Source organism: Hoyosella levis, from assembly GCF_026008515.1.
GTDB classification, from domain to species: Bacteria; Actinomycetota; Actinomycetes; order Mycobacteriales; family Mycobacteriaceae; genus Lolliginicoccus; species Lolliginicoccus levis.
The window spans coordinates 20,274-41,303 of sequence record NZ_BQYM01000011.1 but is presented as its reverse complement, the minus strand read 5'-3'; the positions used below and the strand labels follow the sequence as shown (position 1 = coordinate 41,303).

Here is a 21,030-nt window from a genome sequence, read left to right as displayed (position 1 = left end):
GAACCTCTCATCTCGGCAATCCTCTTACAGGGAGAGATAGGTCTTCAGCTCGTACGGGGTGACCTGGCTGCGATACTGCTCCCACTCGGCACGCTTGTTGCGGAGGAAGAAGTCGAACACGTGCTCGCCGAGGGCCTCCGCGACGAGCTCGGACTTCTCCATCTCGCGCAAGGCCTGGTCGAGGTTGCCCGGAAGCTCCCGGTAGCCCATGGCGCGACGCTCGGCCCGGGTCAGCGACCACACATCGTCCTCGGCCTCGGGCGGCAGCTCGTACCCCTTCTCGATGCCCTTCAGCCCTGCGGCGAGCAGCACCGCGAACGTGAGGTACGGGTTGCACGCCGAATCGGGGCTGCGGACCTCGATGCGGCGGGAGCCCGCCTTGTTGGGGGTATACATGGGCACGCGCACGAGCGCAGAGCGGTTGGCCCTGCCCCACGATGCCGCGGTGGGGGCCTCGCCGCCGTGGATGAGCCGCTTGTAGGAGTTGACCCACTGGTTGGTGACGGCGCTGATCTCGCTGGCATGCGTGAGGATCCCCGCGATGAAGTGCTTCGCGGTGTCCGAGAGCTCCATCGGATCATCAGGATTGAAGAACGCGTTGTTATCGCCCTCGAACAGGCTCATGTGGGTATGCATGGCCGAGCCTGCCTGCTGGCTGAACGGCTTCGGCATGAACGAGGCATGCACGTTCTCGAGCAGCGCGACTTCCTTGACCGCGTACCGGAAGGTCATGATGTTGTCGGCCATCGAGAGGGCGTCGGCGTATCGCAGGTCGATCTCCTGCTGCCCGGGCGCGGTCTCGTGATGGCTGAACTCGACGGAGATGCCCATCGACTCGAGCGCCTCGATCGCGTGGCGCCGGAAATTGGGAGCGGTATCGTGCACGGCCTGGTCGAAGTAGCCGCCCTTGTCGGCGGGCAGGGGCTCGGTGCCATCCTCGGGAGAGTTCTTGAGCAGGAAGAACTCGATCTCGGGGTGCACATAGCAGGTGAAGCCGAGATCCCCGGCCTTGTTGAGCTGGCGGCGCAGCACATGCCGCGGATCAGCCCAGGAGGGCGAGCCATCGGGCATGGTGATGTCGCAGAAGATGCGCGCGGTGTGGGGCTTGCCGTCCTTGTGGACCCACGGCAGGATCTGGAACGTCGAGGGGTCGGGCTTGGCGACGGTGTCGGCCTCGGAGACGCGCGAGAAGCCCTCGATGGAGGAGCCGTCGAAGCCGATGCCCTCGGTGAAGGCACCCTCGAGCTCCGCCGGGGCGATCGCCACCGATTTCAGGTAGCCGAGTACATCGGTGAACCACAGCCGGACGAACCGGATGTCGCGCTCCTCGATCGTGCGAAGCACGAATTCCTTCTGGCGATCCATACCGGCGAGGTTATCACTTGACGGCCCCGGCAGACCTGAATCTGCTAGCAGCGCTCGCCCTCTGGAGGTAGGCGCAGGTCCACGAGGTAGCGAGTGACGTGCGCATCGATGCACTCGTCGAGACCCAGTACAACGGTGTGCTGATCGCCCTCGTAGGTGAGCATGCGGCCACCGAGCTGCGCGGCGAGCTCGACGCCGGCCTCATAGGGAGTGGCGGGATCGCCCGTGGTGGACACGACGAGCGGCGGTGGCACCGATTCGGGAACATCGAGCTGCGCCGGCTCGCTGGTGGGATCCACCGGCCAGAAGGCGCAGATGTCGAGGGGCGCCTGGCCCGTGCCGCGACCGTCGTCGGTGAACGGTGCCACGGACCGGTAGCGCATGTCGTACTGGCCCCATTCCTCGCGATCGGTCACGGCAATGGTGTCGACGCAGTTCACCGCATGGAACGCCGGGGTCGAGTTGAAATAGGTGCCATCGTCCTGGCGCCCCTCGTAGATGTCGGCAAGCAGGAGCAAGGTATCGCCGATGCCGTCGCCGAGCTCGATGAGGCCCGAGCGCAGCAGCCGCCACATCTGGGGCGAATAGAGCGCCTGGATGACGCCCGACATCGCGTCGTTGTAGCCGAGGCCGCGCCCATCCGACGTCCAAGCCGGCGATTCGGCCAGCGGGTCCACGAGTGCGCGGAAGTCCTTGATCGCCACATCGCGGTCATCGCTGAGCGGGCATTCGGGACGGGTCGCGCAGTCCGCGACGAACGCATCGAAGGACCGCTGGAAGCCCTCCCCCTGCCGGACGATTGCTTCCCCGAGGTCCATCCCGGGATCAACGGCACCATCGAGCACGAGGGCCCGGACCGAGCCCGGGAACTGTTCCGCGTAGCGCGCCCCGAGGTAGGTGCCATATGAGTAGCCGAGGTAGTTGAGCTCGTCATCGCCGAGGACCGCGCGAAGGATGTCGAGGTCCTGGACGTTCTCCCGCGTCCCTACGGTCGTCAGTACCTCCATGCCGGAGCGCTCCGCGCAGGCGTCGATGTAGTCCTGCATGTCCGCCTCGGCGCGCGCGATGCCCTCCTCGGACATGTCCACGTGGTCGAGGCGGCGATAGTCGTCCATTTCCGCGGCAGTGAGGCACTGCACCGCGGGAGTGGAGGCCGCTACGCCTCTCGGGTCCCAGCTCACCAGGTCGAACCGGTCGGCGAGCTCGGTCCCGCGCCACACCGGTTCGAGGTTCGCCGCGGTGCCGATTCCGCTCGCGCCCGGCCCTCCAGGATTCACCAGCAGCGAGCCGATCTTGCTGGTCGAAGTGACAAGCCTCGTCACCGCGAGCTCCGCGGTGGCGCCCCCCGGATCGTCATAGTCGAGCGGCACCGTGACGCGGGCGCACTCGAACCTCGATGACTCCAGCTGCCGCTCAGTGGCGGGATCCTCCGCGAATCCCACGCAATCGCCCCACGCGACGGACTGCTCGTAGAACCGGTCGAGAGCTGGATCGCGCTCGCCTTCCGAGGGCGCCGCGCAGGCGGTAGCGCCGATACCCAGCACCGAACCGAGCGCGACCGCCATGACGACACGCTGCCGCCAGGACGCTAGGCTCCTGGGCGATCGGGGCTTTCCTGGAGCAGTGCCGAAGACCATGCGGGGAATCTTCCCACGGCCACGCTCAGCACCACCACGCATACCGCGACGGCGCCTGCTCCGCGATCCAGTAATCCACATCACATCCGTGCCTCGCGGCGGAGGTTTCGTCGCGGCAGTGGCAGACTATGAGGTGTCACCACACTATTCCCGGGGACCCGCTGGCCGGGCCTCGAGGCGCGAAGGGACACCCATGACGAACGCATCGCCCGAGACGCCGGTATACGGCTCCGCCACGGCAGGGGAAGCGCCGAAGCGGACACGCACCCGGATCCACCACTTGCAGGCGTGGAAGGCCGAGGGCCAGGCCTGGCCCATGCTCACTGCCTACGACTTCCCGTCCGCCCGCATCTTCGACGAGGCAGGCATCCCGGTCCTGCTAGTGGGTGATTCCGCCGCCAACGTGGTCTACGGCTATGACACAACGGTGCCCATCTCGATCGACGAGCTGATCCCGCTGGTGCGGGCCGTCGTGCGCGGCGCCCCGAATGCCCTCGTCGTCGCGGACCTGCCCTTCGGATCCTACGAGGTCTCGCCGCAGCAGGCCGTGGAGAGCGCCATCCGCTTCATGAAGGAAGGCGGGGCGCATGCCGTCAAGCTCGAGGGCGGCGAGCGCATGGCCCCGCAGATCCAGGCCCTCGCGGCCGCGGGCATCCCCGTCATGGCGCACATCGGGTTCACCCCGCAATCGGTGAACAGCCTCGGAGGCTTCCGCGTCCAGGGGCGTGGCGAGGGTTCCGAGCAACTCGCGGCCGACGCGGAGGCGGTGCAAGCAGCTGGCGCGTTCTCCGTGGTCATGGAGATGGTGCCCGCGGTGCATGCTCGCAGCATCACCAAGTCCCTCGCCATCCCCACCATCGGGATCGGCGCGGGCAACGAGTGCGACGCACAGGTGCTCGTGTGGCAGGACATGGCCGGGATGAGCGGGGGCCGCACCGCGAAGTTCGTCCGCCGCTTCGGCGATGTCGGTGCCGTCCTGCGCGACGCCGCCAGCGAGTACGGGGCTGCGGTGCGCGACCGATCGTTCCCCGGGCCCGAGCACACGTTCGACGACTAGCGACACCGGTCCATCGACCACCAAGCCGTAGGAGGCCCCATGCGCCATCATCGACTGCTCGCCCTCGCGATCCTGCCCGTGGCGCTCGCCGCCGGCGGCTGCTCGGTGGAGGTCAACAACAACGGGCCCGCCACCACCACGCCGTCCCCCGCGACCGGCACCGCGCCCGGCACGAGCAATGGATTCGCGTTGCCCGACGCCTCGGAGCTGTGCACCGATCTCGACGAGCGCGGGCAGGAGATGCGCACCTACACGCGCACCATCGGACGCATCACCCTCAACGGGCTCGTGATCGATTGGGCCAACCGCAACCAGGTCGACCTGGTCGCGCTGGCCAGCAACCGGGGCGCGGTCGATGAAGCTCTCGAGTCGGCCTGCCCCGGCGTAAGGTCGAATGTGATGGACTACCTAGAGATCGAATCCATCGCCTCGGCCCTCGTGGGGCTGCCCGAATAGAGGAGGCGCGCATGGCCGCGACGGAATCCATCGAGCGGGAACTGAAGTTCGAGGCGGGGATGGACACCGCGTTCCCCCGGCTCGACACCGTCAAGCGCGTGGCCGAAGCGCGTGGCCCCGACCGCGCGCAGCTCAGCGCGACCTACTTCGATACCCCGGGGCTTGCCCTCTCGCGGGCCCGGATCACTCTGCGCCACCGCACCGGCGGCAGCGACGCGGGCTGGCACCTCAAGCTTCCCGGCAGCGGGGGCGCGCGGCGCGAGATCCATTCGCCCCTCACCGATCTTGCCGCGGGCCCGCCCAGCGACCTGCTCGACTACATCCAGGTGCACGTTCGCGGGCAAGACCTGCTCCCGATCGCCGTCGTGGTCAACCAGCGATCGACCACCACGCTCATCGCCAAGAATGGAAAAGCGCTCGCCGAGGTCACCGACGACCACGTCACCGGGCTCTCCGTCCGGCCAGGCCATCGCCACGAGACGCACTGGCGGGAGTGGGAGGCCGAGCTCATCACCGGCGACGAGGAACTGCTCGCCGCGATCCGGGACCGGCTCCTCGCCGCCGGCGCGCACGATTCGCCCTGCCCGTCCAAGCTCGCCCGCACCATCGGCTCGCTCACCGACGCGCCCGCGGAGGGCGAGGGCGACGACGCAGGTACCGATGACGCTGCTGCTGCGGTGGCCGATCCTGATGCCTCTGCTCCGGAGGAGGCCCGGTTTTCCCGCGGAACAGCTGGCGCGCTCGCCGTGAACACGCTGCGCGCCCATCGCGCGGCATTCCTGGTGCACGACCCCCTCGTCCGCGCCAACGCTCCTGACGCGATCCACCAGATGCGCGTGGCCGCCCGCCGCATGCGCAGCGTGCTCCGGGCGTACCGGCCGATTCTGGACCGCACCCGCACCGATCCGGTGGAGTCCGAGCTGAAATGGCTCGCCAGGGTACTCGGCGACGCGCGCGACGCCGAGGTGATGCAGCGCCGCCTCGCTGGCTTGATCGATGAGCAGCCAGCCGGAACCATCGCAGCCGCGACGCGCAAGAGCCTGCTGCGCGCGCAGCAGGAAACGTTCGACGCTTCCTTCGCCGCGGTCGCCGAAGCGCTCCGCTCCGACCGGTACTTCGCGCTGCTCGCCTCGCTCGATTCGCTGCTGCGCGCCGAGTCGTTCAGCCGCAAGGCCGAGGACCATGCCGAGGAGATCATCAACAAGGCGCTCCTGCACCTCTTTCGGCGAGCCCGCGGGCACGTCCGCGACGCAGCGGCAGCAGCCAGCCAGGAAGAACGCGATCCGCTGCTGCACACCGTGCGCAAGGAATCGAAGCGGCTGCGCTACGCCGCCGAGGTGGCCGACAAGAAGCACGTAGGGAAAAAGCCGCTCAAGCGCATCAAGCGCGTGCGCAACGCCGCCGAGGATGTGCAGGAGATCCTCGGGGAGCACCAGGATGGCGTGATCACCCGGGCTTTGCTCGATGACTACTCGGGGCGCGCGGCCGCGCTCGGCGTTCCCGCTGTCGAGCTCGCCCGCCTTGCCGGATACGAGCAAGCGCTCGCGGACATCGCCGAGGCACGCTTCAAGCCTGCTTGGAAGAAGCTCCGCAAGGCTGTGCGCAAGCTCTAGTGGGGCGTCGGCCTCGTTCCGGCTTGTTCCAGGGAATCTGCGAGCGAAAGTCAACAAACTAGCCACCGAATTCGGACATCTGTTGACTTTCGCTCGCAGACTGCTGGATCTTGGGCGCCTGCAACCTGGACTGAGAGTGGTGGAAAATGTGGATCAATGATGCAGTGCCCGTGACAGATCCGGCAGCGGCGGATTGGGCCAATGCACGGTTCCGAGGATCGAGCGGCCACTTGTCGGGACAAGTGCCCCTCGGGCTTGAGGCGTACTGCCGCATCCTGCACCGGCCTGAGGCCTATAACAACGCGCAACCACCGCGGTGGGCCGACATCGCTGCCGAGACGGGGGCCATCATGCATCCGGCAGTGCAGTGGCACCGGCTTCTTGGCGGGAAGGACACTGACCTTGACCTCTATCCCCCGTGGCGGGGGTTCCACCCACGCCACGGCGAGCTGGATCCCGGCTCGTTCGCCGCGCTCCTTCCTCGCCTTGTGGACGCGACCAACGAAACGGACGGCTCCGTGTTCGGGTTCTGGGTCGGACACGACGGTGTTCGACCTGGGAAGCGCAGCAGCTTCACGCAGGGTGAGTTTGACTCTCTCCACTTCAGGCTGGCTGGCCGGGAGATGATCCTGCTGCAGGGGGACCTCGCCGCGCTGGCCAACCAGGTTAATCAGTATCCGAGCAGCGTGGCGCGTCCCCCGATGGTGATGTGGCCGCGTGACAGGTCCTGGTATGCGTTGTCCGAGATCGATTTCGACTCGACCATAGTTGGTGGAGAATCGGAACTCATCGCAGCACTTGTTGACGATCCAGTCCTCGAATCGTTCCAGGTCCCACCGGACCTTGACCTCAGCTGCTGGGGCGACGCCGTGAACTAGGGACGGGGCCTACCGCCAGTCCTTGTCCTGCTCGTCCGCGGCCTTGTTGCGCTCGCGCGCGATCTCGAGCGCGCGGCGTGCCGTCGCCTCGTCCGGGTAGGGGCCCATCCGCTCGAGGCCCCGGGATTCCTTGCCCAGGCGCACGGTGCCATCGGCTACGCAGTAGAACCATTCCTCGTCATCGCTCATGACACCAGTGTGCCGCACAAGCAGCGCGCGGTGTGCGCCATCCGCGTGCGTCGGTGGTCCGCGCCTTGCCCGGAGCCGCCCAAGCCGCCGCGAGTGTGCGAAGAACGACCGGTCTGGGCACTTTCGCTGTCGCATTTCGCACACTCCCCGCCGAGACTGCCACCCGGAGTGTTTTTGTCAGGGCTGCCGGGCATGATGGTGGGCCAGACGATGTTGCTGCCACGTGGGGAGGATTCGGGAGGAATGGCCTGGGTGGGGAACGTGACATGGTTGGCCGATGCGCTGCGGGCCGAGGGCCTGCAGGTCATCGAGCAGGATGGGTGGCGCGCCCGGGGGCATGGCGCGTACCGGGACATCCGTGGCGTGATGGCGCATCACACGGCAGGTGGCACTCCCCACGATTGGCGCGTGGTTCTCGAGGGGCGACCCGACCTGCCGGGCCCGCTATCAAACCTGGCGTTGGAGAAGGATGGCACGTACCGGGTGATCGCTGCAGGCGTGTGCTGGCACGCGGGTCGCGGGAGCTGGCCGGGCTGGCCGACCAACAACGCGAACTTTCATGTGCTGGGCATCGAAGCGGTGAGCTCCGGCAGGCCGGATTCCCGCGGCGAATACGACTGGACATTGGCACAACTCGATGCGTACGCGCGGGGATGCGCGGTGCTCGTGGTGCAGGCCGGGTTCCCGGTGAGGAATGTGGTGGGGCACAAGGAGTACAGCGCGGAGGGCAAGATCGATCCGGCTGGCTTCGATATGGATGTGTTCCGGGCAGAGGTGGGGCGGATCGTCGAACGGATACGGGCAGGCATCCCAGCATCGGATAGGTCGGCTTTCCCGCTTCCGCCCGGCTACTACTTCGGTCCGCTCGAGGGGCCGGTTGAGTCGATCTCGGGGCAGCATCCGCTGGAGTGGCCGCTGTGGCGGGTGGGCCTGCGGGAGTGGCAGGCCGCGGTGGGCGCTCCTGTGACGGGCGTGTGGGATGCCGCTACCGCGGATGCGGCGCGGGCGGTCCAGCGAGCGAATGGCTGGGAGGAGAACGGTCTTATTGGCCCGGGCACCTGGGGTGCGGGCCTGCGGGACGGCGTTCCCGCAGAACCTCTTCCTCCCGCACCTCTTCCTCCTGCGCCAGTAGCTCCCGAACCTGTGGTTCCTGAGCCCGGTCCTCCCGCGCCTGTCCCTCCTACCCCGGTTCCGCCTGTTCCGGTGCCCCCGGGCGGTGCGGGTAGCGGATCGTGGTGGCGGCGGGCCATCGATCGCACGTGGCAGCGGCTACGGGACGTGTCCCGCGGGGTTCTCGGCCGAGGGGGGTCGCGATGACGCCGCTCGCACGCCGGGTCGCATCAGTGGCGGGGACAGTGCGGCAGGTCGCCTCGTCAGCCGGGGCCGCTGGTCGGCGGATCCTGCCGGTGCGCGGGTACGGTACGGGCATGGCACGGCTGAGCAAAGTGTGCGACCTCACGGGGCCGGGCACCTCCAGCGAGCGGTTCGGCGTGGTCGGCACGGATCTGGGGATCCCTGTCGAGCTGCCGGGCGGGCGGGAGCTGGGGTGGTTCTTTGGCGATACGTTCTCGGGCCTGGGCCCGGGCAGCGGGCATTGGCGCTCCCCCGTGCTGCTGCGCTCAGCAATGCCACACGCTGCCGACCAGCACGCTGGGGATGCCAGCGACGGGGGCGCCAGCGCTAATGCAGTGGAGTTCTGCTCGTGCGTGGGCCGCAAGCATGCGCGACGGCTGATCCGGGAGAGCAATCACCGGGGAGTGACGTGGTTGCCCGCTGATGCGTTGACGGTGGGCGGCACCACCTACCTGTGGGCGATGCGCAATGCCGGGCTGCACAACGTGACCGAGTCGCGGGTCTTCGCGTCGCGGGATGGCGAGCGGTGGAAGAGGACCCGCGCGGCGTGGCCGGGCAACCATCACGGCGGGACGATGCAGCTGATCACGTGGGCCGAGGGCGCGGCGGGCGACGATCATGTGTATGTGTTCAGCTCGGGCTTCCAGCGGGACAAGCCGTTGTTCCTGCATCGCGTGCCGACCGATGGCCTGCTGCGGCCGAAGCAGTGGGAATCGTGGGGCTTCCGGCCGGAGACGGGCTGGCAGTGGGGCAATCCCCCCACGCCGGTGCTCGACGGCGCGTGGGGCGAGATGTGCCTGCGGCGGGTCGATGGCAAGTATGTGCTGGTCTGGTTCGATGCTTCGGCGTACTCGCTGCGCGCCATGGTCCTCGACCATCCCACGGACAATCTGTTCGAGGCCCGCAAGCTGACGTTGCTGACGGGCTGCGGGTGGGAGGACGAGGACCACGCGGCGGGCAAGGTGGCGCAGCTTTATGGCGGCTACATCGTGCCAGGTTCCACGCTGGATGCGTTCACGGTATCCGTGAGCCAGTGGAACACGTCGACCAACGAGACCTACAAGGCGATGCTCTTCACCGGCAGCCTGCGCGGCTGAAACAGCTGGAGCATCAGCCTCTCTCGCAGGGCCCCTCGCAGGTGGTCAGAGGCGCCCTCCGAAGGTAGGTAGCGCGAGCAGCTCGGCCGGGGGCGCGGGCGCGGAGCAGCATCCTCCGGAGCTCGCGGCATCGGGATCGTCGAACAAGCCCGCTCCCCCGCAGACCCCCGTCTCGGGCAGGGTGAGCTCGACGGCTTCCGCGGCCGCGAGGTCGCCGTCGATGGCGGCGACGATGCTGCGCACCTGCTCGTACCCGGTGAGCGCGAGGAACGTGGGTGCCCGCCCGTAGCTCTTCATGCCCGCGATGAAGTACCCCTGCTCTGGGTGCGCGAGCTCGGCATGGCCGTGGGGGTAGACGGTGCCGCAGGAGTGCACGTTGGGGTCGATCAGCGGCGCGAGCGCGCGGGGCGCTTCAAGGACAGGATCGAGGTCGAGGCGGATCTCGCTGGTGATGCGATGGTCGGGCCGGAATCCGGTGAGCGCAAGAACGGTATTGACCCCGTCGACGCGCTGTCCGTCATCGCTGATCAGGGACAATCCCTGGTCGTTGTCGATGATCTCGGTGACACGGAAGCCGGTGCGGGGGTGGATAAGCCCGGCGTCGACAGCTTCGCGGGCACGGATGCCGAGGGCGCCACGCTGGGGCAGCTCATCAGGCGCTCCGATGTCGGGCTGCGAGGTAGCGCGGCGCAGGATCCAGGTGATGGTAGTGGTGGGATCCTCGGCCGCGAGATCGGCAAGGATCCCGATCGCGGTGAGCGCGGAGTGGCCGCTGCCAGCGAGGGCGATGTGCTTGCCCAGCAGCTCGGCGCGCTGGGCGGGGTCGGAGAGGTCGGGAATGCGGTAGTGGATGCGGTCGCGGGCCGTGGTCTCGCCGATCGCGGGGATTCCCTCGGTGCCGAGCGGATTGGGCTGGTGCCAGGTACCGGATGCGTCGATGACGGCGCGGGCGAGAATGCGCTCGGTGCTGCCGTGGCTGGTCGTGACGTGGACGACGAGTGGCGCGGTATCGCGGCCGGAGTCCACGACGCGGTCGCGGGATTGGCGGGTGACGGCGGTGACGGTCGTGCCGGTCCGCACCACGTCGGGCCCGAGGGCCTCGGCGAGTGGCTGGAGGTAGCGGGTGGCCCAGTCCGCGCCGGTGGGGTAGGCGTCGGCGTCGGGCTCGGCCCATCCGGTGCTGGCGAGGAGGTCGCGCGCGGCGGGGTCGATGAGCTCGCCCCAGCGGGAGAAGAGCCGGACATGGTTCCATTCGGCTACCGCCGAGCCGGGGATGGTTCCGCGCTCGAGGACGAGGGCGGGGATTCCGCGCTCGGCGAGGCGCGCGGCGGCGGCGAGGCCGATGGGGCCTGCTCCGATGACGAGGACGGGTAGCTCGCTCATGCCGACTCCATAGATAGATGTCTATACAAGAGCCATAATATAAACACCCGTCTATACAAGCAAGGGGTGGACGAGCCAGCATGTAAGCCGGATTCTGTGCCCCGCCACGCGGGCAGGGGCGGCGATCATCCATCTGGGCACACCGTTGCCGGGTACCTCGAGCAGCCCACCCACGAACTCGGGCGAGCAGCCCTCGAGCGTTCGTGCAGCCGCACCACAAGGATGCGACCTTTGGCCTTGCTCCGGACGGGGTTTACCAAGCCACCCTGGTCACCCAGGGTGCTGGTGCGCTCTTACCGCACCGTTTCACCCTTGCCAGCCCAGCCATGCTGGGCGGCGGTCTGTTTTCTGTGGCACTTTCCCGCGGGTCGCCCCGGGTTGCCGTTAGCAACCGTCCTGCTCTGCGGAGTCCGGACTTTCCTCGGCAGGAAGCACACCACCATGATGGTGGCAGTCCTTCCCGACGCGATCGCCCAGCTGACTCGTCCTCCACCACCATAGCCCGTGGTCGCACCCCGCCCCGCATCGGCGAAGCAGCAGCTGATCACGACCAAGCGTGGCTTGTGTCGTTGACCAGCCGCACCGACGCTCCCCCATCCGGGTAGAACTCGGCAATGCTCAGCGAGGCAAGATCCAGGTGCAGCCGGTACAGCAACGACGGCCCCGCATCCAATGCCATGCGCAGCATCGTCTTGATCGGCGTCACGTGGCTCACGACGAGCACGTTCGAGCCGCCATGCGTGGCGATAAGCTCATCGCGCGCCCGCCGCACGCGACGGTGCACCACGTCGAAGCTTTCCCCGCCCGGCGGAGCCACCGAGGTATCCGACAACCACTGCTCGAACAGGACGGGATCGCGCTGCGACGCCTCGGTGAAGGTCAGGCCCTCCCACTCGCCGAAATCAGTCTCGATCAGCCCCTCATGGATCTGCACCTCCATGCCCAGAACCTCCGCGGCCGCCACGGCGGTGGCACGGCTGCGCTGCAGCGGGGACGAGACCACCGCAGCGATGCGACCCCGCTGCCGGGCCATCCGCTGCGCGACTGCGGCAGCCTGGCGCTCCCCCTCGGCGGTGAGCGGGTGGTCACCACGGCCTGAGTAGCGGCGCTCCACCGACAGTCGTGTCTGCCCGTGGCGCAGGAGCAGCAGACGGGTGGGATCGCCAGTGGCACGCGTCCACCCAGCGGCGGGGGCACTGGCCGGAACGGGGTCCGCGGGCTCTGACGCCTGCTCCGACGTGCTGCTCGGGCCGGTGTCCGCGCTTGCCTCCCGCGGCGCCGCCCCGCGATCCATCGCGCGATTGGCCAGCGCATCCGCGTGCTTGTTCTCCGCGCGCGGGATCCAGGTGAAGCTCACCGATTCGAAGCGACCGACGATCTCGCGAGCCTGGCGGGCCAGCGGGATCATGTCCGGGTGCTTGACCTTCCAGCGCCCCGACATCTGCTCGACAACGAGCTTCGAGTCCAGGCGTGCCTCGACGACGCGCGCGCCGCACTCGGACGCGGCCTCGAGCCCGGCGATCAGGCCCCGGTACTCCGCGACGTTGTTGGTGGCCTCACCAATGTATTCATCACGCTCGGCCAGCGCATCCCCAGTCGCGCTGTCACGCACGACTGCCCCGTATCCGGCCGGGCCGGGGTTGCCGCGGGATCCACCATCCGCCTCCACGATGACCCTGGCTTGGCCCGCGGGCTCACTGCTGCTCATTGCCTGCCTCGCGCATCGCTACTTGCGGACCAGGATGGCATCGCACTCCGGGCATTGCAGCACCCGCTCGGCGGGCGAGGCGGTGATGCGCGCGAGCTCGCCACGGTCAAGCTCGATGCGGCATGCCCCGCACTTGCCGCCGTTCAGCAGGCCCGCGCCCAGGCCGCCCGCGCGCACCCGCGAGTCGTAGAGCGCGAGCAGGTCCGCCGGGAAGGAGCCGGCGATGGCATTGCGATCGGTGGTGCAGCGCCGCTCGGCGGTCTCGATGTCCGCGAGGGCCTCATCGCGATGGCGCTTCACCTCAAGGATCTGCGACTCGACATGGGAGACCTGCGCGCCGGCGTGCTGGAAGTCCGCCTCGGCTGCCTCGCGCTGCTCCATCACCTCGAGGGTCTCGTCCTCGATGATCGATTTGCGGCGCGCCAGGCTGTCGAGCTCATGCTGCAGCTCGGTGAGCTGCTTGGCCGGCAGGGTCCCACCGCGCTGGAGCTCGGTGTCCTTCTCCTCGCGCATGCGCACCTGGGCGAGTTCCTTCTCGTGGCGCTTGATGTCGCGGTCGAGATCATCGAGCCTGATCTCCTTGTTCACCGCCTCGTCCTTGCGGTCGCGGAGCTCCTCGGCGAGACGATCAAGCTCCTTGTCCTCGGGCAGGGTGCGGCGCCGGTGCCTCAGCCGCAGCATCTCGGCATCCACGGCGGCAAGGTCGAGGAGCCGTAGTTGAGTCTGGGGTTCCGCGTTCACGTCTCTGCGCTCCATTATTCAGGTCTCGGTGGTCGTTCAGTGCTGGCTAATCGCACTACCCTACCGCCTCGGTCGTGGCGCTTCTGCTGCCTTCCCTGCCACCATTGCTCAGCTAGGCGCTGCCGCTGCCACGGTCCAGGGGTCGGTGCGCAGGCCGGTGACGGCGACGTGCACGCCGCGCGCTGACAGCGCTTCATCGAGGAGGTGCCGCGCCTGGTCGCACCAGGGAAACTCGCTCGCCCAGTGGGCCACATCGATGAGCGCCGGGCCGCCTGCCCGCAGGCTCTCGTCCGTGGGGTGGTGGCGCAGGTCTGAAGTGACGTACGCATCGACGCCGAGGCGGGCCACGGTGGCGAGCAGGGAGTCCCCCGCTCCGCCGCACACAGCAACGCGCCGCACGAGTCGCTCGGGGTCACCGGCAGCACGCACCCCCCACACCGTGGAGGGCAGCGCCCGCGCCACGCGCTCGGTGAACTCGCGCAGGGTCTCCGGCTCGGGCAGCTCGCCCACGCGGCCGAGGCCCTCTGGCGAGTCCAGGGCAGCATGCTCGAACAGGTCGTGGGCCGGTTCCTCATAGGGGTGCGCCTCGAGCAAGGCCCCGCGGACCAGTTCACGCTTGCCGCGCGGGGCGACGACCTCGAGGCGGTCCTCGGTGACGTGCTCGAGTGCCCCGACCTCCCCGATCGCCGGATTAGCGCCCGCTACGGGCCGGAACTGCCCGGTGCCGGTGACGCGCCAGCCGCATTCGCGGTAGGCGCCGAGCTCGCCGGCACCGGCGGCGAACATGCCGTTCGCAACCGCAGCGGTGTCCTCCACGGGCACGAACACGACCCACTTGTCGAGAGGCGCCGTCGGCTTGGGCGCGATGGGCCGCTCGACCCGCAGGCCCAGCGCCTCCGCGAGGGCATCCGAGACCCCAGGGCTCGCCGAGTCCGCGTTGGTGTGCGCGGTAAAGAGCGCACACCCGGCGGTGATGAGCCGATGGATGTGCGCGCCCTTCGGGGTGCTCGCCGCGACGGTATCGACGCCACGCAGGAGCAGCGGGTGGTGCGCCACGATGAGGTCGGCGCCCTGCTCGATGGCTTCCTCCACCACGGCGCCGGTCACGTCCACGCACATCAGGATGCGGCGCACGGGCGCGGCAGGATCGCCGCAGACCAGCCCGACGGAGTCCCAGTCCTCGGCTAGCCGGGGCGGGTAGGCGGACTCGAGCACGGCGATGGCATCCGCGACGGTGGCGGGGCTCTCGCTCACGCTGGGTTGCTGCACTGCTTCTCCTCATCCAGGGCGTCGATGGCCTGCACCAGCGTGTCTACCAGAGCCCGCTCGCGCACCGCGACCCGGATGGCACGGTCGTCGAGCCCGGGGAACGTATCGCAGCGGCGGACAGCCACGCCGCGCTCGCGCAGGCCCTGCCGCAGGCCTTCGGGAACGCCCAGCAGCACAAAGGGAGCGCTGGCGGGAGCGACCACCGAGAAGCCGCGATGGCGCAGTCCACCCAGCCTGGCGAGGAGGTACTCCCGGTCCGCCGCGATGCGATCGGCGATCCGCGCGGTCTCGGCGATCGCTCGATCACTGGAGCAGGCAGCGAGCGCCGTCATCGCCAGGGTGCCCACGGGCCAGTGCGGCCGCGGCCGGGCCAGGCGTTCCAGCAGTTCGGGGTCGCCGAGCGCGTAGCCCGCGCGCAGTCCAGCGAGCCCCCAGGTCTTGGTGATGCTGCGCAGCACCAGCACATCACCGGGGCCGTCCGTGGCGCAGGAACCGCGCTCGCCAGGGACGACATCCATGAATGCCTCGTCGACCACCACGAGGCGGCCAGGGGCACGCAGCGCCTCGATGCTCGAGCGCGGGTGCAGCACCGAGGTGGGATTGGTCGGGTTGCCCACCACCACGAGGTCGGCGTCGTGCGGGAGCGTGGCCTGCGCGAGGCCATAGGGCGGACGGAGCACCACCCGCGTGACCGGAATGCCCGCCGCGGCGAGGACATGCTCCGGCTCGGTGAAGGAGGGATGGATCACCACAGCATGGCGCGGCGCGAGGCCGGGCAGCAGCGCGAACCCTTCGGCGGCCCCATTGAGCAGCAGCACCTCGTCAGGGTGGCGCCCGTGCCGCGCGGCGATGACGTCGCGGGTAGCCTGCTCCTCGGCCCGGTCGGGATAGCGCGCGAGATCCGGCAGGCGGTCACGCAACTCTCGCTGCAACCATGCGGGCGGCTCGGTGCCATGCACGTTCACCGCGAAGTCGAGCAGCCCGGGCGCGGCATCGATATCACCGTGGTGGCGCAGCGCATCCGGCCCGGCTCCCCCTCCGGGACCGAGCGGCCGCCGCGCGATGATGCTCACGGGCAACCAGCCTAGTGCGGCAGCGAAGCCTCGCGGCATGATGGTCGGCATGGCTCCCCATTCCCGCTTCCCGGCGATCCTCGTCGATCTTGACGGCACGATGACCGATTCGGCCCCCGGGGTGATCGCGAGCTTCCGCCACGCGGTGGAATCGGTCGGGTGGCCCGTCCCCGTGGATTTCCCGGTGCTGGACGTGGTGGGCCCGCCGATGATCGACACGCTCGCGTCGCTGGACATGGACGAGCACACCGCGGAGCGGGCGCTGGCCGCCTACTTCGATCGCTACGGCACGCTGGGCTGGCGGGAGTCCACCGTCTACGACGGCATCCCCGAGGCGCTGGAACGATTGCGCCATGCCGGTGCCCGGCTCGCTGTCGCGACGTCCAAGGCCGAGACAAATACGCTCAAGATGTTGCGCCACCACGATCTCGCGCAGTTCTTCGAGGTGATCGGGACGGCGAGCGATGACGGCACGAGGCGGCGCAAGGCCGACGTGATCGCGCACGCGCTGCATGGCCTGGACATCCCGGTCGAGCGCGCGCCCCAGGAGGTGGTGATGGTGGGCGATCGGATCCACGATGTCGAGGGCGCCGCGGCCCACGGCATGAGCACCATCTCGGTCACCTGGGGCTACGGGAGCGACAGCGAGCATGCCGGGGCGCGGTGGGTGGCCGGCTCCCCCGAACGCCTAATCGATCTGCTTCTGGACTCCGGCAGGTAGAGTCGAAAACGTGCATATCACCTTCATCTGCACTGGCAACATCTGCCGCTCCCCGATGGCCGAGCGGATCCTCGCGGATGCGCTGCGCGAGCATGGGCTGCACGAGCAGGTCCAGGTCAGCAGCGCCGGGACCGGATCGTGGCATATCGGCGAGCCCGCTGATCATCGTGCGGTCGCGGTGCTGCGCGAGGCCGGCTACACCACCGATCACGTGGCCGCGACAGTCTCGGCGGAGCATCTCGGCGCTGATCTGATCCTCGCGCTCGACGAGGGCCATGTCCTAGAGCTCCGCAAGCGCGGCGCGGACATCTCGCGGGTGCGGTTGCTGCGCGAGTTCGATCCCGGTGCGCCATCCTGGCAGGTCGCCGACCCCTACTGGGGCAGCCTGCGGGAGTTCGAGGAGGTGCGCGAGCAGATCGAGGCCGCGATACCCGGAATCCTGGACTGGATCCGCGCGCGGCTGTAGAGCGCGCGCGGTTGTGACATTCGTGGCGTTCGGAAGCTGACGGTTTCGACCTGCCCGGTCCACGCGGCTACCGTGGTAGCGTGCGCCGACTCGGTTTCCTCGTCCGCCCGGGATGGGTGGTTCTCATCCTCATCGTGGGCATGTTCGCCTACCTCGCGTTCACGGTGCTCGCGCCGTGGCAGCTCGGCAAGAACGCCGAGACCGAGCAACGGAACTCCCTGATCGAGCAGTCGCTCGACGCGGCGCCCGTTCCCGTTGGCGAGCTCATGACCGATCAGGCCGCGCCCCCGGCGGACAGCGAGTGGCGACGGGTTCTGCTCACCGGCTCATACCTGCCCGCCGACGAGGTGGTCGCGCGGTTGCGGTCGGTCGATGCGACGCCCGGGTTCGAGGTGCTCACGCCCTTCCAGCTCGAGAGCGGCCCAGTGGTGCTCGTCAACCGGGGTTTCGTGCCCACCGATGTGGGCACCGAGGTGCCCGGGTTCGCGGCGCCGCCCGAGGGCCAGGTGCAGCTCGAGGGACGGGTGCGCATGCCCGAGGGCTCTACCGGCCGGGACGTCATCGACGGCGCCGATGGCGTGGTGCAGGTGTACTCGATCAATCCTCGCGAGATCAGTGCCGCGACCGGTGCCGATCTGCCGGGCTTCTATGTGCAGCTCGCGGCCGATCAGCCGGGTGGCCTTGGCGTGATCGGACTGCCGCAGCTCGATGCCGGGCCATTCCTGTCCTATGGGCTGCAGTGGATCGCGTTCGGGATCATGGCCCCGCTCGGGCTGCTGTACTTCGTGCGCGCCGAGCTCCGGGAGCGGCGGGGGCGCGGCAGTTCCCAGGAAGCCGTGGCCACAGAAGACGAGGCCAACGACGACGGGTCCACCGAGCCTGGGGCCGCTGACCTTGGTACCTCAGCACCGGGGCCCGCCAAGCCCTCACGCCCGCGCGATGTGCTTGCCGACCGGTACGGCCACCACCGCTAGCACCACCAGCGCGGCAGCCCCGGCCTGCACGCACCGGGACAAGCGCGCCGCGCGCCGCACATCGACGACTCCCGGGGGCGGTCCTTCCCCGAGGCCAGGACGTTCCTCCGTGCCGTGCCGGTACCTCGTCGTGCCGCCGAGCCGGATACCGAGCGCGCCGGCCGCGCTGGCTTCCGCCACGCCAGCATTGGGGCTCGGGTGGGAACGCGCGTCCCGCCGCCACGACCGCCAGGCCACAGCTGGTGATCCGCCCACTAGCGGGGCCGCGGCAACGGTGATCGCGCCGCAGCAGCGGGCCGGGAGCAGGTTCGCCACATCGTCGGCGCGGGCCGAGAACCAGCCAAACCGCTCGTAGCGCTCCGAGCGATAGCCCACCATCGCGTCGAGGGTGTTGATCGCCCGGTACGCGAGTGCTCCGGGAGCGCCCAGCAGTCCCACCCATACCAGCGGCCCGATCGTGGCATCGGACGTGTTCTCCGCGATCGATTCCACCGTCGCGCGGGCAATGCCCGCAAGATCGAGCAGCGCGGGATCCCGCCCGCACAGCGACGGCAGCAGCGCGCGTGCCGCGTCCAGGTCATCAGCCTCGAGATGTGCCGCCATGCGCGCGCCGACGCGGGCCAGGCTCGTGCCGCCCAGTGTTGCCCAGGTGGCACCGGCGGTCCACCCGATCCGCGCCAGCCGGGGCGTGCCGTGCCGCGCCAGCACGAGCTCCACCAGGCAGGCAGCACCAGCAGTGCCACCGACGAGCACCAGCCAGTGCACAGTGCCCCGGGCTCGCGTATCCCGGTACCCGGCTTGCTCGGCCCGGTGCGCGAGCGTCCCGAATCCCGCGACGGGATGGAACCGCTGCGGATCCCCCAGCAATCGATCCGCGAGCACTCCCATCGCGAGCCCCGCGGCCCTGTCCGCCGCCCACGAATGACGCATCCTCGTTCCCGCTCCTGTCAGCCCATCGTCCTGGGTAGAGATCCCGCCCGCGTCCTACCCAGGCATGACGTGGTCGCCGCGAGGATCGGACCGTGGCCCGACGCTTCTGCCCGCCCGCCACGGCACCGTGGAGAGCATGACACAGACCGCCGTTCTCAGCGGACGTGGCCTCACGAAGCGCTACGGCCCCCACACCGTCCTCCACGACGCCAGCATTTCCATCGAGCATCGCGGCACGCTCGCCATCATGGGCCCCTCCGGCTCCGGCAAGTCCACCCTGCTGCACCTGCTCAGCGGCATCGTGCAGCCCGATGCTGGTGAGGTCATCCTCGAGGGAACGGACATCAGCGCCCTGCGGGAATCCGCGCGGACCGCGCTACGGCGACGCTCCTTCGGTTTTGTCTTCCAGTCCGGGCAGCTCCTGCCCGAGCTGCCCGCTATCGAGAATGTCGCGCTGCCCCTCATCCTCGACGGCATGGCCGTGCGTGCCGCGCGGGATAGGGCAGCCGCGTTCTTCGCTCCGCTCGGCATCGCCGGGCTGGAGGAACGCCGCCCTGGAGAGATGTCCGGCGGGCAGGCGCAACGGGTCGCGATCGCCCGCGCGATGGTCGCCCGGCCCAAGGTGCTGTTCGCCGATGAGCCCACTGGTGCACTCGACGCACGGACCTCGCAGGACGTGATGGGAATCCTGGTGGAGGCCAGCCGCCACCTCGGGACTGCATTGGTCGTGGTGACCCATGACCCGCAGGTGGCCGGGTACTGCGAGCACGTCATCCACATGCACGATGGTCGCCTGGCGCAGCGGAGCGCGTCATGAGCGCCGCCACGATCGTGCGCGTGACACGGATGACGGCACGCGCCGAGGGGCCGCGGCTGCTCGCGACGCTGGCCTTGCCGATCCTCGCGTTCGCTGCCGCGACAGCGCTGGCGCTGATTGTTGTCGGTGGGCACGGCGCGTTCGCTGGCCGCGATTCCCACCCCGATGCCCAGTTCTATCTCACGCTGGCCTCGATCGCGAGCGTCCTCGTGGTGATCCCGTGCTTCACCCTCGGCCTCGCCGCCGCGCGGCTCGGTGCCCGCAAGCGCGACGCGCGCCTGGCCTCGTTGCGCCTCGCGGGAGCCACCCCGGGTGATGTCGCGGGGCTGGCGATGCTCGAGGCGGCGATCGCGGGGCTGATCGGAGCATGCCTCGGCGCGGTGCTCAGCGCGGCACTGCTTCCCGTGGTGGCGCTGCTGCCGTTCCAGGGCGAGCCGTTCTCGGCCAGCGAGCTGTGGGTGGGCCCCTGGATGCTGCTCGCGATCATCGTCGGCGTGGTCGTGCTCGCGGCTGCCACGTCGCTGCTCGGGCTGCGAAGCATCGCGATCACCCCGCTCGGCGTTGCCCAGCGGCACGCGCCGCGTCCTCGGGGACTCGTGCTGCTGCTCGTGGTCGGTGGGGTCCTGCTGCTGTGGACGCAGGCCAACACTGCCGCCGCGGGGATCACCGGCCTGCTCATCGCGCTCGCGATCACCTTCGCGATGCTCAACGTGGTGGGCTCGCGCATCGTCGCTCTCGTCGGCCGGGCCATGCTCGCGCGGGCCGACGATGCCGCGTCGTTGATCGCCGCGCGCCGTGTCCTCGATGCCCCGGCGCAGGCGTGGCGGGCCATCAGTGGCGTGGCCGTGGCCAGCTTCGTCGCCGCGGGCACCGCGCTGCTCACCGCGATCGGCAGCGGCAACGGCGAGGAGCAATTGATGAGCGACATGCGGCTCGGTGTGGCATTCACCCTGGTAGTGACTTTCCTGCTCGCGGCGATCTCGTCGGCGCTCGCCCAGGCCGCGTCGATCCTCGAGCATCGCGAGCTGTATGTTGCGCTGCATCACGCCGGGACGCCCGTCCCGGTGATGCAGGCGGCGCGGTCGCGGCAGGCCCGTGGCCCCGTCCTGGTGCTGTCGCTGGTCTCCGCGGGCGCCGCGCTAGCGTTCCTGTTCCCCATCACCGGTGCCGTGGTCCTGCTCGATCCGCTCGCGCTCGGCCAGTTGCTGGTGCTGCTCGCCCTCGGCAATGCCATCGTCCTCGGCGGGGTGCTTGCCACCCGTCCCCTGCTGCGCCGGGTCGTCACAGCCAGGTCATGAGCGGA

At 69.3% G+C, this 21,030-nt stretch carries 20 protein-coding genes and 1 other RNA gene; 11 read left to right on the top strand and 10 right to left on the bottom strand.

The genetic code is table 11. The features are described 5' to 3' along the window. Nucleotides 1-24: 24 nt before the first annotated feature. Both glnA and QC765_RS12785 read right to left on the bottom strand, forming a co-directional pair. The gene (glnA, locus tag QC765_RS12790; protein WP_278314834.1) at nt 25-1,365 is read right to left on the bottom strand and encodes a type I glutamate--ammonia ligase; all 1,341 of its coding nucleotides are present in this window, start codon (nt 1,363-1,365) and stop codon (nt 25-27) included. Nucleotides 1,366-1,409: 44 nt separating this feature from the next. Next, complete coding sequence (locus QC765_RS12785) at nt 1,410-2,930, bottom strand: alpha/beta hydrolase (protein ID WP_278314833.1); 1,521 nt, start codon at nt 2,928-2,930, stop codon at nt 1,410-1,412. A gap of 265 nt (nt 2,931-3,195) precedes the next feature. Between QC765_RS12785 and panB the strand changes: the two genes are divergently transcribed. From panB to QC765_RS12765, 4 genes are all read left to right on the top strand, one after another. After that, nucleotides 3,196-4,059 carry a 3-methyl-2-oxobutanoate hydroxymethyltransferase gene (gene panB / locus QC765_RS12780; protein WP_278314832.1) on the top strand — a complete coding sequence of 288 codons (864 nt, stop codon included), beginning with the start codon at nt 3,196-3,198 and terminating at the stop codon, nt 4,057-4,059. Between the two features lie 39 nt (nt 4,060-4,098). Next, the gene (locus QC765_RS12775; protein ID WP_278314831.1) at nt 4,099-4,515 is read left to right on the top strand and encodes a hypothetical protein; all 417 of its coding nucleotides are present in this window, start codon (nt 4,099-4,101) and stop codon (nt 4,513-4,515) included. 11 nt (nt 4,516-4,526) lie between these two features. Further along, nucleotides 4,527-6,128 carry a CYTH and CHAD domain-containing protein gene (locus tag QC765_RS12770; protein WP_278314830.1) on the top strand — a complete coding sequence of 534 codons (1,602 nt, stop codon included), beginning with the start codon at nt 4,527-4,529 and terminating at the stop codon, nt 6,126-6,128. 230 nt (nt 6,129-6,358) lie between these two features. Next, nucleotides 6,359-7,006 (top strand): hypothetical protein, encoded by a 648-nt coding sequence (locus QC765_RS12765; protein ID WP_278314829.1) that lies wholly within the window; start codon nt 6,359-6,361, stop codon nt 7,004-7,006. 9 nt (nt 7,007-7,015) lie between these two features. Here the strand turns inward: QC765_RS12765 and QC765_RS12760 are convergent, their stop codons facing one another. Beyond that, complete coding sequence (locus QC765_RS12760; protein WP_278314828.1) at nt 7,016-7,195, bottom strand: hypothetical protein; 180 nt, start codon at nt 7,193-7,195, stop codon at nt 7,016-7,018. A gap of 243 nt (nt 7,196-7,438) precedes the next feature. On the opposite strand from QC765_RS12760, the gene QC765_RS12755 reads away from it, so the two are divergent. Further along, entirely contained in the window at nt 7,439-8,512 is a 1,074-nt protein-coding gene (locus QC765_RS12755) for a peptidoglycan recognition protein family protein (RefSeq protein WP_278314827.1), read from the top strand. 110 nt (nt 8,513-8,622) lie between these two features. Next, nucleotides 8,623-9,645, top strand: a complete 1,023-nt coding sequence (locus QC765_RS12750) for a DUF4185 domain-containing protein (RefSeq protein ID WP_278314826.1) — start codon at nt 8,623-8,625, stop codon at nt 9,643-9,645. A gap of 45 nt (nt 9,646-9,690) precedes the next feature. Here the strand turns inward: QC765_RS12750 and QC765_RS12745 are convergent, their stop codons facing one another. From QC765_RS12745 to cobC, 6 genes are all read right to left on the bottom strand, one after another. Then, nucleotides 9,691-11,028, bottom strand: coding sequence for an FAD-dependent oxidoreductase (locus QC765_RS12745; protein ID WP_278314825.1), 1,338 nt, complete (start codon nt 11,026-11,028; stop codon nt 9,691-9,693). A 67-nt stretch (nt 11,029-11,095) separates the two neighbouring features. Further along, nucleotides 11,096-11,513: RNase P RNA component class A (rnpB, locus tag QC765_RS12740), an RNA gene on the bottom strand. A gap of 59 nt (nt 11,514-11,572) precedes the next feature. Further along, nucleotides 11,573-12,736, bottom strand: coding sequence for a bifunctional RNase H/acid phosphatase (locus QC765_RS12735; protein WP_278314824.1), 1,164 nt, complete (start codon nt 12,734-12,736; stop codon nt 11,573-11,575). 18 nt (nt 12,737-12,754) lie between these two features. Then, nucleotides 12,755-13,477 (bottom strand): zinc ribbon domain-containing protein, encoded by a 723-nt coding sequence (locus QC765_RS12730; RefSeq protein ID WP_278314823.1) that lies wholly within the window; start codon nt 13,475-13,477, stop codon nt 12,755-12,757. A 108-nt stretch (nt 13,478-13,585) separates the two neighbouring features. Continuing rightward, nucleotides 13,586-14,746: a Nif3-like dinuclear metal center hexameric protein gene (locus QC765_RS12725; RefSeq protein WP_373876749.1), complete on the bottom strand. Its 1,161-nt coding sequence runs from the start codon at nt 14,744-14,746 to the stop codon at nt 13,586-13,588. Next, nucleotides 14,728-15,819 carry an Rv2231c family histidinol phosphate aminotransferase CobC gene (cobC, locus tag QC765_RS12720; protein WP_278314822.1) on the bottom strand — a complete coding sequence of 364 codons (1,092 nt, stop codon included), beginning with the start codon at nt 15,817-15,819 and terminating at the stop codon, nt 14,728-14,730. Before cobC ends, QC765_RS12725 begins: the two co-directional genes overlap by 19 nt. A 49-nt stretch (nt 15,820-15,868) precedes the next feature. On the opposite strand from cobC, the gene QC765_RS12715 reads away from it, so the two are divergent. The 3 genes from QC765_RS12715 (at nt 15,869) to QC765_RS12705 (ending at nt 17,980) form a co-directional block, all read left to right on the top strand. Beyond that, nucleotides 15,869-16,540 (top strand): HAD-IA family hydrolase, encoded by a 672-nt coding sequence (locus QC765_RS12715; protein WP_278314821.1) that lies wholly within the window; start codon nt 15,869-15,871, stop codon nt 16,538-16,540. 10 nt (nt 16,541-16,550) lie between these two features. Continuing rightward, nucleotides 16,551-17,006, top strand: coding sequence for a low molecular weight protein-tyrosine-phosphatase (locus QC765_RS12710; protein ID WP_278314820.1), 456 nt, complete (start codon nt 16,551-16,553; stop codon nt 17,004-17,006). A gap of 80 nt (nt 17,007-17,086) precedes the next feature. Further along, complete coding sequence (locus QC765_RS12705) at nt 17,087-17,980, top strand: SURF1 family cytochrome oxidase biogenesis protein (protein WP_278314819.1); 894 nt, start codon at nt 17,087-17,089, stop codon at nt 17,978-17,980. On the opposite strand, the gene QC765_RS12700 is transcribed toward QC765_RS12705, so the two are convergent. Next, a complete protein-coding gene (locus QC765_RS12700; protein WP_278314818.1) occupies nt 17,933-18,910 on the bottom strand; it encodes a cobalamin biosynthesis protein in 978 nt (325 codons plus the stop codon). The two genes, QC765_RS12705 and QC765_RS12700, sit on opposite strands and share 48 nt — an antisense overlap. 136 nt (nt 18,911-19,046) lie before the next feature. Here QC765_RS12700 and QC765_RS12695 point away from each other — a divergent pair, with 136 nt between their 5' ends. Both QC765_RS12695 and QC765_RS12690 read left to right on the top strand, forming a co-directional pair. After that, the gene (locus QC765_RS12695; RefSeq protein ID WP_278314817.1) at nt 19,047-19,727 is read left to right on the top strand and encodes an ABC transporter ATP-binding protein; all 681 of its coding nucleotides are present in this window, start codon (nt 19,047-19,049) and stop codon (nt 19,725-19,727) included. Continuing rightward, nucleotides 19,724-21,025, top strand: coding sequence for an FtsX-like permease family protein (locus QC765_RS12690; protein ID WP_278314816.1), 1,302 nt, complete (start codon nt 19,724-19,726; stop codon nt 21,023-21,025). The genes QC765_RS12695 and QC765_RS12690 overlap by 4 nt, the downstream gene beginning before the upstream one ends. The last annotated feature ends 5 nt before the right edge of the window (nt 21,026-21,030 follow it).